This window comes from Leisingera sp. CC-HEC093 (genome assembly GCF_059429195.1).
In genome coordinates this window covers 1,779,575-1,793,897 of the sequence record NZ_JCAIJR010000001.1, presented here as the reverse complement: position 1 = coordinate 1,793,897, position 14,323 = coordinate 1,779,575, and the positions used below count along the sequence as shown (strand labels likewise).

The following is a 14,323-nucleotide window of genomic DNA, read 5'->3' as shown; positions in this document are numbered from 1 at the left end:
GCGGGCCAGGTTACTCCCGCCTAATACGGCGCATGTACCATGCGCCCAACCGCAGCGGCGGCAATCTGGATGCAACCCTTGCGGTAGGGAGCCTTTCCGGATGCAAAAAAGGCGGCGCCATGACGCACCGCCTTTTTTCAGGACCTGTCAGGCGTTAGCCGCGGGCGCGAACTTTCTCCATCAGCGCCAGCAGGGCGGACATGTCCGGGCCTCGCTCCTTGCCGGTCACGGCCTTGCGGAGCGGCATGAACAGGCCCTTGCCCTTGCGCCCGGTCGCTTCCTTGACCGCGGCGGTCCATTTGCCCCAGCTTTCGCTGTCATAGGGGCCTTCGGGCAGCAGCGCTATGGCCTCACCGATGAAGTCCTTGTCCTCATCCGCCACCAGCGGCTCAGCGCCGTCGCGGCACAGCTCCCACCAGCCGGCGAGATCCTTGAGCGTGGTGATATTTTCCTTGGCCATGTCCCAGAAGGCGGCCTGCTTTTCAGCCGGAACCCCAAGCGCGTCCACGTGGGCTTGCACAGCCTCCAGCGGCAGCGACTGCAGATGGCGCGCGGTCAGCGGATAGAGATCCTCGACATCGAATTTGGTCGGGGCAGCGCCGAAGCGGTTGATGTCGAAACCGTCGATCAGCTCTGCCAGTTCCGTGCGCAGCTCGACCGGATCGGAGGAGCCGAGGCGTGCCATCAGGCTGAGCAGCGCCATCGGCTGCACGCCGGCCTCGCGCAGGTCGCGCAACGCCAGGGTGCCGAGGCGTTTGGACAGCGCCTCGCCCTGCGGGCCGGTCAGCAGTGAATGGTGCGCGAAGGAGGGAACGGAGCCGCCCAGCGCCTCGATGATCTGGATCTGAGTGGCGGTGTTGGTCACGTGGTCGGAACCGCGCACCACATGGGTCACGCCCATTTCAGTGTCATCGACCACAGAAGCGAGCGTGTAGAGGAACTGGCCGTCGCCGCGGATCAGAACCGGGTCAGAGACAGAGGCCGCGTCAATGGAGATGTCGCCCAGGATGCCGTCGGTCCATTCGATGCGCTGGTGGTCCAGCTTAAAGCGCCAGACGCCGTCGCCGCGCTCAGCGCGCAGGGCGGCCTTCTCGTCGTCGGACAGGGCCAGCGCGGCACGGTCATAGACCGGCGGCTTGCCCATGTTCAGCTGCTTCTTGCGCTTCAGGTCCAGTTCGGTCGGGGTTTCGAAAGCCTCGTAGAAGCGGCCGATCTCGCGCAGCTTGTCTGCCGCAGCGACATAGCGGTCGAGGCGTTCAGACTGGCGCTCCACCTTGTCCCACGTGAGGCCCAGCCATTCCAGGTCCTGCTTGATCGCATCGACATATTCTTCCTTGGACCGCTCCGGGTCGGTGTCGTCGATACGCAGGATGAAGGTGCCGCCGGCCTTGCGGGCGATCAGATAGTTCATCAGCGCGGTGCGCAGGTTGCCGACATGGATATAGCCGGTTGGCGACGGGGCAAAACGGGTGGTGGTCATACGAGTCTCCTGTTGCCCTGCCCCTTGTCATATAGGCGGCGGATTGTCCAGTTTCAGCGGGGTTAACGCGCCTTTGGCGCGTGCCTGCGGCGCGAGTATTTTTGGAAAGATGAAGGCACGGGCTTTATTCAGGCTGCACCGGCCAGATCGCGTCCAGATCCTTGATGCCCGCGCGGATCAGTTCGCCCAGCACATCCAGGTCAATATCGGCGAGCTTATTCACATAAAGGCAGCTTTTTCCCAGCTTATGCTTGCCCAGGCGGGAAAGGATGCTGCCGTAATCCTGATACCCCGGCATGATATAGATCGAGTGGCGCGCCTTGCGCGGGGAAAACCCGGTGGCCAGAAAGTCGCCCTCCCGCCCGCTGGTGTAGCGGTAGTGGTAGCGGCCGTAGCCGACGATGGACGGGCCCCACATCTGCGGCCGGTATCCGGTTGTATTGCGAAACAGCCGGTCCAGTTCCTGTGCTTCGACCGATTTTCGCTCCGGCTCCACCGCTTGCAGAAACTCTTCGACGCTTGCCCCTGTCGGAGCTGTTTTGTTCCGGCTCATCTGCCAGCCCTCCTGCGGTAATGATAGCACGGCACAAGCGGCCTGACAGTCCAGGCCGCTTGCTGGCCGGGCTGCTCAATAGCCGGTTTGCGGGCCGTATTTGCTGCCATCAGCGAACCGGGACAAGCGAAAAGCGTGCGGATCCACAACCGGAGGGCTGCCGGTGACCAGATCCGCAGTGAGCCGCCCGGCGGCCGGGCCGATGCCGAAACCGTGGCCCGAGAACCCGGTGGACACGAACAGTCCGGGCACGCGGTCGACCTGCGAAATGACCGGGATCGCATCCGGGGTCACATCCATCAGCCCGGCCCAGCTTTGCACCACATCGGCGCCTTGCAGCACCGGAAACGCCTTTTGCGCGGCAGCCCATCCGCTGCGCAGCGCTTTTTGCGAGGGCGCCGGGTCCAGAACGCGGCAATGTTCGAAAGGGGTGGTATCCTGCGGGTCCCAGCGGTGCGCCTGGGCGGCCTCCTCTGCCCAGCGGCCGGAGATGCGGAACTGCAGCGCCCGCCATTCCTGGCGCAGGCTGGGCAGGTATTTCCACCCCAACCGGAGACTGTCGGGGACGATGTCGACCACATTCGCCATCGCGTCCGACACCGTGTAGCCCCCATCGGCCCGCTTGCGCAGGCCGAGGTTGCCGCTGCGCACCGCGGTTTCCGGGCCGCCCTGCACCGGCGAGGTGCGCAGCACCGAGTTCAGCACCTTGAGCTGCGGCAGGTTCACGCCCGCATTGCCCAAGAACAGACGCGACCACGCGCCGCCCGCGGCGACAACAGCAGAACAAGCCACCCGGCCGCGTTCCGTCATCACACCGCTGATACGGCCTGCGGATGTTTCCACACTGCGCACCGCGCATTCGCTCATCACCTTGGCGCCCGCGGCCTGCGCGGCAGAGGCGATGGCATGAGTCGCCAGCTGCGGCTCTGCGCGCCCGTCCAGAGGCGTATACAGCGCGGTGCGGGCTGCGGTCTGATGCCCCGGCATCAGCTGCGCCAGACGCTCGCCGCGGATCATGCGGGCATCCTGCCCCCAGCCGTCGAGATTACGCAGCCAGCGCTCCAGCTGGGCCTCGCGCTTGGCGGTTTCAGCGGTATAAAGGATGCCGGAGCGGGTGAAGCCGGTCTCCTGCCCGGTGCGTTCCGAAAGCCCCTCCCACAAGCGCAGGGATGCTGTCATCAGCGGGATTTCCCGCGGGTCGCGGCAGGCGATGCGCACCCACCCCCAGTTGCGCGAGCTTTGCTCGCCCGCAATCTGGCCCTTTTCACACAGCAGCACGGAATAGCCGCGTTCAGCCAGCTCCAGCGCGGTGCTGGCGCCAATGATACCGCCACCGATAACCACAGCGTCGACGGCCTTGGGCAAGGCCAGATCAGGTTGGAAATGAGGCAGTCTGGGTCCAGGCATGAGGGCATCTATGCCCGGTGCGAAACCGCCGGTCCAGCGTGCATGCGACACGGGTTGCGCCGCATGCCGCTATTGTGATTTATCCGCCGCATATCAGGCCGTTACCGCCAAGGAAAACGCACAACCCACCCCACTGAGGGCGCAGAAAAACTTGCGATCACAAGGAGTTATCACGCTCCCTCAGGACGGATCGCGCCAGCGGTTCACGATCGGGTAGCGGCGGTCCAGCCAGAACGCGCGCCGCGTCAGGCGGGCACCGGGGGCGGATTGGAAGCGCTTGTATTCGCTGATGTAAACCAGATGCTCAACCCGCTTGGCCACGTCCCGGTCAAAACCGGCCGCGACACAATCCGCGATTGAACCGTCATTATCCACCAGGATCTCGAGGATCGCATCGAGCTCTGGATAATCCGGCAGGCTGTCGCTGTCCTTCTGATCCTCGCGCAGTTCGGCTGAGGGCGGTTTGTCGATAACGTTTGGACGGATCACCTCGCCTGCCGGTCCCTTCATCCAGGGGCGGTGGTTGGCGTTGCGCCAGCGGCAGGTCTCAAAGACGCGGGTCTTGTACAGATCCTTGATCGGGTTGTAGCCGCCGTTCATGTCGCCATAGATGGTGGCATAGCCGACCGCGACCTCGGACTTGTTGCCGGTGGTCAGCAGCATTTCCCCGAACTTGTTGGACATCGCCATCAGCAAGAGGCCGCGCAGGCGGGACTGGATGTTTTCTTCGGTGAGGCCAGGCTCCATCCCCTCGAACAGCGGCGCCAGTGTATTGGTGATAGCGGCGCGGCCTTCGGAGATCGGGACATAATCGTAATGCACGCCCAGCGCCTTGGCGACGGCTTCGGCATCGTCGAGCGATTCCCGGCTGGTGTATTCCGACGGGAGCATCACGCAGCGAACGTTTTCAGCGCCGATGGCATCGACGGCGATGGCGGCGACGATGGCCGAGTCGACGCCGCCGGACAGGCCCAGCAGCACCTTCTTGAATCCGGTCTTGCCCATGTAATCGCGCAAGGATTCCACCATCACCCGGTAGTCCTGCTCCCACTCATCCGGCAGATGCGCCTTCTCGCCCTCAACCGCGTGCCAGCCCTCGTCAGTGCGCTCCAGGTCGAGATGGGCAAAGGCCTCATCGAACACCGGCATTTGCAGCGCCAAGGCACCGCCCGGGTTCAGCACGAAAGAGCCGCCGTCAAACACCTGGTCATCCTGGCCGCCCACCATGTTGAGGTAGATCACCGGCAGGTGGGTTTCGACCGCGCGCGCCACCATGTGGTTAAAGCGCACCTCCATCTTGTTACGGAAATAGGGTGAGCCGTTGGGTATCAGCAGGAACTCGGCGCCGGTCTCGGCGAGGGTTTCCGCGACATCCTCGTGCCAGCCGTCCTCGCAGATGGGAGAGCCGATGCGGGTGTTGCCGACCGCATAGGGGCCGCCCAGCGGGCCGGCATTGAAAATCCGCACCTCGTCGAACACGGTTTCATTGGGCAGGTGGTGCTTGAGGCTGCGCGAGACGATCTTGCCGCCTTTCAGGATCAGGTAGGCGTTATAAAGCTGAGCGCCTTCGACCCAGGGGCTGCCGATGGCCAGCGCCGGGCCATCGGCGCATTCCGCTGCCAGCTTCTCCACCTCGGCAATGGCCGCGGTGTGAAAGGCTGGTTTCATCACCAGGTCCTGGGTGTTGTAGCCAGTGATGAACATTTCCGGCAGCGCCACCAGATCGGCGCCGGCCTTGCGGCCTTCCTCCCAGGCGGCGCGGGCCTTGGCAGCATTGCCTGCCAGATCGCCCACTGTCGGGTTCAGCTGCGCCAGTGTCACGCGGAAACGGTCTGCCATGCTGCTTGGGCCCTTTGTGAAATACCTCTCCCAGCCATTTACCAGATTGACGGCCAAGGAAAAGGGCAAGGGGGGCAAGCCAGGGAAAAGACATTGCGGCCCCGCGTGCGGTAGCTTAGTTTCCGGGCGAGCAACCCTAAATGGCAGCAGCACCGTAATTCCTGGGCAGGCAGAGGTTTTGAATGACCCGTTTCGGCACCGCATTCGCGCTTTCCACACTCTTGGCACTGGCCGCACCGGCCTTTGCCCAGGACGGCGAGGTCATCACCACCCAGGACGAGATCGGCGGCGTCTATGAGGGCACCTTCCGTAACGGGCTGCAGCATGGCACCGGCACCTACAAGCTGCCGAATGGATATGAATACAGCGGCGAGTGGGTCGAAGGTGAAGTGCGCGGCCAGGGCGTGGCGCGGTTCCCGGACGGTTCGGTCTATGAAGGCGAGTTTGCGCAAGGCAAACCGCACGGGCTGGGCAAGCTGACCCGTGCCGACGGCAGCACCTATGAGGGCGGCTGGCAGGACGGGCAGATCCATGGCGACGGCACCTCGGTCTACGCCAGCGGCGTGCGCTATGAGGGCAGCTTTGCCAATGGAAAGCGGCACGGACAGGGTGTTATGACCTCGCCCGACGGCTATATCTATGACGGCGAATGGGCCGAGGGCCGCCAGGAAGGCCAGGCCAGGATCACCTATGCCGAAGGCACCGTCTATGAGGGCTCCGTCGTGGATGGCCAGCTGCAGGGCCAGGGTAAGCTGGAGACATCTGACGGACTGGTCTACGAGGGCGAATGGGCCGCCAGCCAGATGCACGGCACCGGCAAGCTGTTGCAGCCCAATGGCGATGTCTATGAGGGCGAGCTGCAAAACGGCCGCCGCCACGGAACGGGCAAGGTGGCTTATGCCAGTGGCGACATCTACGCCGGCGATTTTCTGAATGATCAGCGCCACGGCACCGGCACCATCACCGAGAAAGACGGATACAGCTATACCGGAGCCTGGGCAAAAGGGCAGATCGAAGGCAAAGGCAAGATGATCTACCCCGACGGCTCTGTCTATGAGGGGGATTTCCGCGATGACCTGGCTGAGGGCAAGGGCAAAATCACCTATCCCGATGGCTCCACCTACGAAGGCGGCTGGGTGGCCGGAGTGATCGAGGGCGAAGGCACCGCCACCTACCCCAGCGGCATCATCTACACGGGCGGCTTCAAGAACGCCAAGAACCACGGCCAGGGGGTGATGACCTATGCGGACGGCTACCGCTATGATGGCGGCTGGCAGGACGGGCAGCGCCACGGCGAGGCCACGGTGACCTACGCCGACGGATCGGTCTATACCGGCGCATTTGCCAACAGCCAGCGCCACGGCCAGGGCAAGATCGTAATGCCCGACGGCTTCATCTATGAGGGCGAGTGGCGCGAAGGCAAGATTTATGGCCAGGGCGTGGCGACCTATGCCAATGGCGATGTCTACGAGGGCAGCTTTGTCAACGGCAAGCGGCAGGGGCCCGGTACGATGAAATACGCCAGCGGCCAGCAGGCGGACGGCACCTGGGAAAACGGCGCGCTGGTCACCAGCGGGACCGGGGACGCCGCCCAGACAGAGTAAAGCGGAATGATCAAAAAAAGGCGCGCCAGGACGGCGCGCCTTTTTTGCTTCAGCCGATGCGGATACGGCTCAGGTGGTCGGGCATTGCCACCCCTTCCAGATTGGCCGGATCGGGTTGCGGCGGTTTCAGCTCCATCGCCATCGGCAGCACCCCGGCCCAGATCGGCAGGGCATAATCCTCCTCATCATCCTTGGGCGGGCCGGATCGGATCTTGGCAGCGCCTTCCTCAATCGGCATGCGCAGAAGCGCGGTTGCTTTCAGTTCCTTCGGGGTCATTGGGCGCAGGGCATCCCAGCGGCCGGGGAAGATATGATCCACCATCACCTTGAGGCTGGCAGCCTTGGCGTCTTCATCGGTGACCTGCTCTGCCACGCCGAACAGCATCGCTGAGCGGAAGTTGACGGAATGGTGGAAGGCCGAGCGCGCCAGCACGTAGCCATCCATGCAGGTAACCGTCATGCAGACCTCGCCCCCCGACATTGCCCGGATGGCGCGGCTGGCCGCGGAGCCATGCCAGTAGACATGATTGCCCTCGCGCCATTGCAGGGTCGGCAGCACAGAAACAGCGCCATCGATCTGGTAGCCAATGTGGGCCAGCGGCATGGCATCCAGCACCTGGTACACGCTCTCGCGGTCATAAAGCCCGCGTTCATGGGCGCGGCGCAGGCGGCTGCGGCCGGATTTCAGTGCGGTTGCTTTGTCTTCGGGTTGGCGCATTGCCTGACCTCATGTTTCTTGTTGTTGCCGGAGACAGTTATGCGCAAACTGGATTGTGATTAACGTCCAGTTTTTGACAAAATGAGCAGTCCAGCATGATTGACCTGTCCGACATGGTTTCCGGCACCAGCGGGGAGCCCCTGTACCAGCAGATCGTCACAGCACTGCGCCGAAGGATCAGCGAGGGGAGCTTGGGTCTTGGCACCCGGCTGCCTTCATCGCGGGCGCTGGCGCAGGACCTCGGGATTGCGCGCTCCACCGTGGTGACGGCCTATGACCAGCTGGTCGCCGAAGGCTTTGCCGAGACCCGGCAGGGCGCAGGTATCTTTGTCTGCGATGTGACCCCGATCCGCCCGCCTGAAGTACAGGCTCAGCCGGTCGCAGCCCTTCCGCCGCCGGCACCTGGCCTGCTGCTGCCCGGCGCGCCGGACCCGGCGGTGTTTCCGGCCCGCCCCTGGGCGCGCTGTGTTTCACGTGTGGCAAGAATGGCCCCGCTAAGCCTGAGCCACCAGGAGGATGCTTTTGGAGACCCGGAACTGCGGCGCGAAATCGCCGCCTATGCGGCGCGCTGGCGGGGCATAGACTGCAGCGCGGAACAGGTGCTGGTCACCAGCGGCGCGCGGGAGGCGCTGGAGCTTGCGATGGAGTTTCTGGTGGAGGGCGAGGACATCGCGCTGGAGGCCCCCGGGTTCACCCCCACCCAGCGGTTTGCGCAGGCTCGCGGCTGGCAGGTGCGCTGGCTGCAGGCAGGGCTGCGCGGTGCGGACCTGCCGCGGCAGATGGCCAGGGTCACACTGCTGACCCCGTCGCATCAGTTTCCGCTGGGTGGCACCCTGCCGGTGCCGCAGCGGCAGATGTTCCTGCAGGCCGCCAAGGCGCGGAACGGCTGGATCATCGAGGACGATTTCGACAGCGAGTTCCGCTATGGCGGCCAGCCGGTGCCAGCGATGGCCGCGCTCGACCGCGAGGGGCGCTGCATTTACGTCGGCACGTTTTCCAAGACGTTCTCCCATGCACTGCGCCTGGGCTATGCCATTTTGCCGCCGGCACTGGTGCCGCGTTTCCGGGCGCAGTTCATCCATCCCAGCGCAGGTGCTGCCATCACCGCACAGCGGCCGCTGGCGGAGTTCATGGCGTCGGGCCAGTACGACCGCCACATCCGCCGCGCCCGCAGGCTGTATGCCGACCGCTATGCCGCGGCCGCGGATGCGCTGGCGGACTGGCCCGAGCCCCTGGGACATTTCCATCGCCACAACGCCGGGATGCAGATTGCCTTTCACCTGAACGGAACGCAGGACGACGCCGAGATCTGCCGCCGCGCGGCTGCGGCGGGCTATGGCGTGCGGCCGCTGTCGCCGCATGACCCGGAAGGCACCGCACAGGGGCTGCTGATCGGCTTTTGCCAGTCGCAGGCCGATGCCCTGCCCGCCCAGATTGCCGGACTGCGCCGGATCGTGGAGGAAGGCTGCCAGGGGCTGAAAGACAAAAGACCTCCCCGGACGTCCGGGAAGGCCTAGCTTTTCCGAGTTGATCAGGCCGGAGCCGGTCAGCTGTACTTTTTGATCTCACCCGACTTGAGGCGCGCCAGATAGCTGTTCAGCTCCTTCTTGACGATCGGCATCAGGAAGTAGAGCGCGATGATGTTGACCACCGCCATGGCAAAGATTGCCGCGTCGGAGAAATCGATCACCGGGCCGAGGTTTGCGGCTGCGCCGATCACCACGAAGATGCAGAAGATCACCTTGAACACCAGTTCGGTGGTCTGGCCTTCGCCGAACAGGAAGGTCCAGGCCTTAAGACCGTAGTAGGACCAGCTGATCATGGTGGAGAAAGCAAACAGGATCACCGCCAGCGCCAGCACGTACTGGAACCAGCCGAAGGCCGAGGAGAAGGCTGCCGAGGTCAGCGCCACGCCTTTATTGCCGTCAACGGTCTGGATGGTGCTTGCGCCCTCGTCCAGCAGGTAGAGGCCGGTGGTCGGGTCCTGGATCAACTGACCGGTGATGATGATCACCAGCGCGGTCATGGTGCAGATCACCACGGTGTCGATGAAGGGTTCCAGCAGCGACACGAAGCCTTCGGTGATCGGTTCCTTGGTTTTCACCGCGGAGTGCGCAATCGCAGCCGAACCAACGCCCGCCTCATTCGAGAAGGCAGCGCGTTTGAAGCCCTGGATCAGCGCGCCGACCATGCCGCCAGCGACGCCTGCACCGGTGAAGGCGCCGTCAAAGATCTGGCCAAAGGCCCAGCCGATCTTGTCGGCGTTCATCGCCAGAATGACCAGCGCAGCCGCCACATACATGACGCCCATGAACGGCACGACTTTTTCGGTCACGCGGGCAATCGACTTGAGGCCGCCAACGATCACGGCAAACACCACCGCAGCAAAGACAACGCCGGTGATCCAGCCCGGATAATCGCCGACAACGCCGGAGATCTGGGCGTGTGCCTGGTTGGCCTGGAACATGTTACCGCCGCCAAAGGCGCCAAGAATACAGAACACCGAGAACAGCACCGCCAGGAACTTGCCCATCGGCAGGCCGCGCTCGGCAAAGCCCTTGGTCATGTAATACATCGGGCCGCCGGAGACGTGGCCATCTTCGAACTCGTTACGGTATTTCACGCCCAAGGTGCATTCGGTGAACTTGGAGGCCATGCCCATCAGGCCGGCCAGGATCATCCAGAAGGTTGCACCGGGGCCGCCGATGCCGACGGCCACCGCGACGCCCGCGATATTGCCAAGGCCGACGGTACCCGACAGCGCAGTTGCCAGCGCCTGGAAGTGGCTGACCTCACCCGCGTCGTTGGGGTCGGAGTAGTCGCCTTTGACCAGCGAAATCGAGTGCGGGAAGGCGCGGAACTGGATCAGGCCGAAGTAAAGTGTGAACACGGTGGCCGCGACCACCAGCCAAGCCACGATCCACGGGAAACTGGTGCCGGGGAACGGGCTGAAGATCAGGTTGACAAACCAGCCGGTGGAGCTGGCAAACAGCTCATTGACGCGTTCATCGACGGATTGTGCCATCGCCGGTGCGGTTGCCGCCAGCAGCAGCGGCGCAGACAGGGCTGCCGCCTTAATTGATTTCCTCATGACTGTCCTCTGAGTTTATCTTTAGGGAACGATGGTGACCGGAACCGGTGCCGCTTGGGCGAGGCTGCCCGCGACAGAGCCGAACAGCCGCGACGACAAAGCCGAATGGCCGGTGCGGCCGATGATCAGATGGCTGGCGCCATGTTTCTTGATCACATCGATCAGGGTTTCAGCGATATGGCCGTATTTCAGCTCGGTCGAGACGGTGACACCGTCGTCTTCTAGGCCCTTGCGCACGGGTGCCAGCAAGGCATCTTCTGCACGCTTCAGTTCTTCCTCGCGGCGCTTGTGGCGCTGCTCGATCTCCTCCGGGGTGAGGAAAGAATAGGGCGACCATTCCAGCACATGCGCGATCACCAGCTCTGCCCCTTGCGCTTTGGCAAGACCGGCGGCAAAAGCAAGCGCCGATTTGGCGGCCTCGCTGTCGTCATATCCAAGGACAATTTTGTTTGACACTGTTTCCTCCTATCGATGGCGCTTTCTTCCTCAAGAGCGCCGGATCCGGGCCGTCAACGCCATCATCTCTGCCAGCGCAAGCCCCAATAGCCGTTTCCACGCAAAATTTTATCGCGGTGCGGACAAACTGCCGCATTGAAACTGCCTGCGGCTGTTCCTTATATTATATGCTTTTTTCAACATTGTCTTGAACTTACCGCAAGCTGCCGCATACAGAAGCGGGACAGCCGTCCATGCGCGTGCAGCAGGGCCAGAATCCTCTTTCCATTCGGCGGCACCTCTGTATAAATCCCTGCCATGACCATTTGCGCAGATATCCCCCTTGCCGCCGCCGCGTCCCGCGGTGCAGCTCTGCGCGCCCTACTGATCCTAGCCCGCCTCTGAGCGTGCCCTTCCGGCGCGCCCGCTCAGAGGATTGCCGCACGCGCGCCACCGAAGGCTTTTAATGCCCTGGAAGGGCCTAGGACAGAGACAAGAGATACCATCATGACCAGCACATCCCCGATTTCCGGCGACAATTCCCGTGTATTGATTTTCGATACCACCCTGCGCGACGGCGAGCAGAGCCCCGGCGCCACCATGACCCACAACGAGAAGCTGGAGATTGCCGAGCTTCTGGACGAAATGGGCGTTGACATCATCGAGGCCGGCTTCCCGATTGCCTCCGAAGGCGACTTTGCCGCCGTGTCCGAGATTGCAGAACGGTCGAAAAATTCGATGATCTGCGGCCTGGCGCGTGCCAATTTCAAGGATATCGACCGCTGCGCCGAAGCCGTGCGCAAGGCCGCGCAGCCGCGCATCCACACCTTCATCGGCACCTCGCCGCTGCACCGCGCCATCCCGAACCTGACGATGGACGAGATGGCCGACAAGATCCACGAGACCGTGACCCACGCCCGCAACCTGGTGGACAACGTGCAGTGGTCGCCGATGGATGCGACCCGGACCGAGTGGGACTATCTGTGCCGGGTGATCGAGATCGCCATCAAGGCCGGCGCCACCACCATCAACATCCCCGACACCGTAGGCTACACCGCGCCTGCGGAAAGCGCCGATCTGATCAAGCGCCTGATTGAAACCGTACCGGGCGCGGATGAGGTGGTCTTTGCCACCCATTGCCACAACGACCTCGGGATGGCGACCGCCAACGCGCTGGCAGCCGTGGCCGGCGGTGCGCGACAGATCGAATGCACCATCAACGGGCTGGGCGAGCGGGCGGGCAACACCGCGCTTGAGGAAGTGGTGATGGCGCTGAAGACGCGCAATGACATCATGCCCTGGCACACCGGCATCGACACCACCAAGATCATGCATATCTCGCGCCGGGTCTCGACCGTGTCCGGCTTTGTGGTGCAGCCGAACAAGGCGATTGTCGGCAAGAACGCCTTTGCCCATGAAAGCGGTATTCACCAGGACGGCATGCTGAAGAACCGCGAGAACTTTGAGATCATGCGGCCCGAAGACATCGGCCTTTCGGGCACTTCGCTGCCCTTGGGCAAACACTCTGGCCGCGCCGCGCTGCGCGACAAGCTGGAACACTTGGGCTATGACGTGGGCGACAACCAGTTGAAGGACGTCTTTGTCCGCTTCAAAGAGCTGGCCGACCGCAAGAAAGAAGTGTTCGACGACGACCTTATCGCACTGATGCGCACCGGCACTGACGCTGAGAACGATCACCTCAAGATCGTCTCGATGAAAGTGGTCTGTGGCACCGGCGGCCCGGCGGAATCCACCGTCGAGATGGAGATCGACGGCAAGGACGTCACCGAGACCGCCGAGGGCGACGGCCCGGTCGACGCGACCTTCAAGGCGATCCGCAAGATCTATCCGAACACTGCCCGCCTGCAGCTCTATCAGGTGCATGCGGTGACCGAGGGCACCGACGCGCAGGCAACCGTCTCTGTGCGGCTGGAGGAAGACGGCAATATCGCTACCGGTGAAAGCGCCAACACTGATACGGTTGTGGCGTCGGCCAAGGCCTATGTGAACGCGCTGAACCGCCTGATCGTGCGCCGCGGCCGGGTTGGCGAAGGCGCCGACACCAAGGAGATTTCCTATAAGGACCTCGCCTGAGGCAGGCTCCATTGAAAGAGAAAGGCGCCCGTTGCGGCGCCTTTTTTATTGACGCCCAAAGCACCCCTCTTCCGCGCGGCGCCGCAGCTTCTGACCGCCAGGGATGCGGCACCCGTTGAACACTCTGGCTGGCGGCAGAGGCAGAATAGGCCAAACAGCCATTGCAACTGGCACCGGTAACCGCGTCGTTACGGGTGAAACACCCGATCCGGGGTTACTTGCGGGAGACCGCGTTGAACAGTGCCGAAATCCGCGCCGCTTCCGCAGCCGCGCCATAGGGCGCGTTGACCACAAACATGCCGCTTCCCACCATCCGGTGGCCCTCACGCACCGGCGGAAAGGACACTTCGTGGCGCAGTGCATCAGGCAGCCCCTGCGCCTCCAGCGCCTTCAGCATCTGCTTGTGGCTGCCGTCTTTCAGAATCGGATACCACAGGGCGATAACACCGACGTTCCACTTCTTGTGCAACTGGCCGATGATGCCGGGAAGGCGGGCATAATCGGACTTGATCTCATAACTGGGGTCGATCAGCAAAAGGCCCCGGCGCGGCGCAGGCGGTGCCAGCGACATCGCCAGCTCAAATCCGTCCTGCTGGTGCACCTTGGCCTTCCATGGTCTCAGCGCCGCGCGCAGACCAGCATTTTCCTGCGGATGCAGCTCGGCAAAATGCAGCGAGTCGCCAGCGCGCAGCAGCGAGGCCGCAATCAGCGGTGAACCGGGATAGGCGGAATCGCCATGCGCCTTGCGGGTCTCCGACAGGGCGCGGTGCAGCGGGTGATCCGCCGCCAGCCCCTGATCTGCCAGAACCTTGGTGATGCCCTGCGCAGCCTCGCCGGTTTTGACCGCCTCGGGCGCGTCCAGGTGGTACAGACCGCGGCCCGCGTGGGTCTCGACATAGCTGAGCGGTTTGTCCTTGCGGGTGAGATAGGCCAGCATCCAGGCAAGCAGCGCGTGCTTCTGGACATCGGCCAGGTTCCCGGCGTGGTAGATGTGCTGATAAGAGAGCATGCGCCCCCTCTAGCGGCTATTTCCAAAGGGCGGAAGGGGCAGCGTACGCAGGATAAACGGAATCTCAACCCCGCTGCGGCAGACTGCCCCCAA

At 63.4% G+C, this 14,323-nt stretch carries 11 protein-coding genes; 3 read left to right on the top strand and 8 right to left on the bottom strand.

All coding sequences use genetic code 11. The features are described from left to right. Positions 1-154 precede the first annotated feature (154 nt). From gltX to AC5STB_RS08595, 4 genes are all read right to left on the bottom strand, one after another. The gene (gene gltX, locus AC5STB_RS08610; RefSeq protein ID WP_495442522.1) at positions 155-1,480 is read right to left on the bottom strand and encodes a glutamate--tRNA ligase; all 1,326 of its coding nucleotides are present in this window, start codon (positions 1,478-1,480) and stop codon (positions 155-157) included. 124 nt (positions 1,481-1,604) lie between these two features. Further along, on the bottom strand, positions 1,605-2,033 hold the full coding sequence (locus tag AC5STB_RS08605; protein ID WP_495442521.1) for a DUF1801 domain-containing protein: 429 nt from the start codon (positions 2,031-2,033) through the stop codon (positions 1,605-1,607). A gap of 75 nt (positions 2,034-2,108) precedes the next feature. Beyond that, complete coding sequence (locus AC5STB_RS08600; RefSeq protein ID WP_495442520.1) at positions 2,109-3,440, bottom strand: NAD(P)/FAD-dependent oxidoreductase; 1,332 nt, start codon at positions 3,438-3,440, stop codon at positions 2,109-2,111. Between the two features lie 180 nt (positions 3,441-3,620). Then, a complete protein-coding gene (locus AC5STB_RS08595) occupies positions 3,621-5,279 on the bottom strand; it encodes an NAD+ synthase (RefSeq protein ID WP_495442519.1) in 1,659 nt (552 codons plus the stop codon). A gap of 182 nt (positions 5,280-5,461) precedes the next feature. On the opposite strand from AC5STB_RS08595, the gene AC5STB_RS08590 reads away from it, so the two are divergent. Next, on the top strand, positions 5,462-6,883 hold the full coding sequence (locus AC5STB_RS08590; RefSeq protein WP_495442518.1) for an MORN repeat-containing protein: 1,422 nt from the start codon (positions 5,462-5,464) through the stop codon (positions 6,881-6,883). A gap of 49 nt (positions 6,884-6,932) precedes the next feature. Here the strand turns inward: AC5STB_RS08590 and AC5STB_RS08585 are convergent, their stop codons facing one another. Next, on the bottom strand, positions 6,933-7,601 hold the full coding sequence (locus tag AC5STB_RS08585) for a pyridoxamine 5'-phosphate oxidase family protein (RefSeq protein ID WP_495442517.1): 669 nt from the start codon (positions 7,599-7,601) through the stop codon (positions 6,933-6,935). Between the two features lie 95 nt (positions 7,602-7,696). On the opposite strand from AC5STB_RS08585, the gene pdxR reads away from it, so the two are divergent. After that, entirely contained in the window at positions 7,697-9,118 is a 1,422-nt protein-coding gene (gene pdxR / locus AC5STB_RS08580; protein ID WP_495442516.1) for a MocR-like pyridoxine biosynthesis transcription factor PdxR, read from the top strand. 29 nt (positions 9,119-9,147) lie between these two features. Here the strand turns inward: pdxR and AC5STB_RS08575 are convergent, their stop codons facing one another. After that, complete coding sequence (locus AC5STB_RS08575; protein WP_495442515.1) at positions 9,148-10,692, bottom strand: alanine/glycine:cation symporter family protein; 1,545 nt, start codon at positions 10,690-10,692, stop codon at positions 9,148-9,150. Between the two features lie 21 nt (positions 10,693-10,713). Then, positions 10,714-11,148, bottom strand: a complete 435-nt coding sequence (locus AC5STB_RS08570) for a universal stress protein (protein WP_495442514.1) — start codon at positions 11,146-11,148, stop codon at positions 10,714-10,716. 486 nt (positions 11,149-11,634) lie between these two features. Between AC5STB_RS08570 and AC5STB_RS08565 the strand changes: the two genes are divergently transcribed. Continuing rightward, positions 11,635-13,221 (top strand): 2-isopropylmalate synthase, encoded by a 1,587-nt coding sequence (locus AC5STB_RS08565; RefSeq protein WP_495442513.1) that lies wholly within the window; start codon positions 11,635-11,637, stop codon positions 13,219-13,221. Positions 13,222-13,435: 214 nt separating this feature from the next. Here AC5STB_RS08565 and AC5STB_RS08560 read toward each other — a convergent pair whose 3' ends face one another. Further along, positions 13,436-14,230 carry a 23S rRNA (adenine(2030)-N(6))-methyltransferase RlmJ gene (locus AC5STB_RS08560; protein WP_495442512.1) on the bottom strand — a complete coding sequence of 265 codons (795 nt, stop codon included), beginning with the start codon at positions 14,228-14,230 and terminating at the stop codon, positions 13,436-13,438. Positions 14,231-14,323 lie beyond the last annotated feature (93 nt).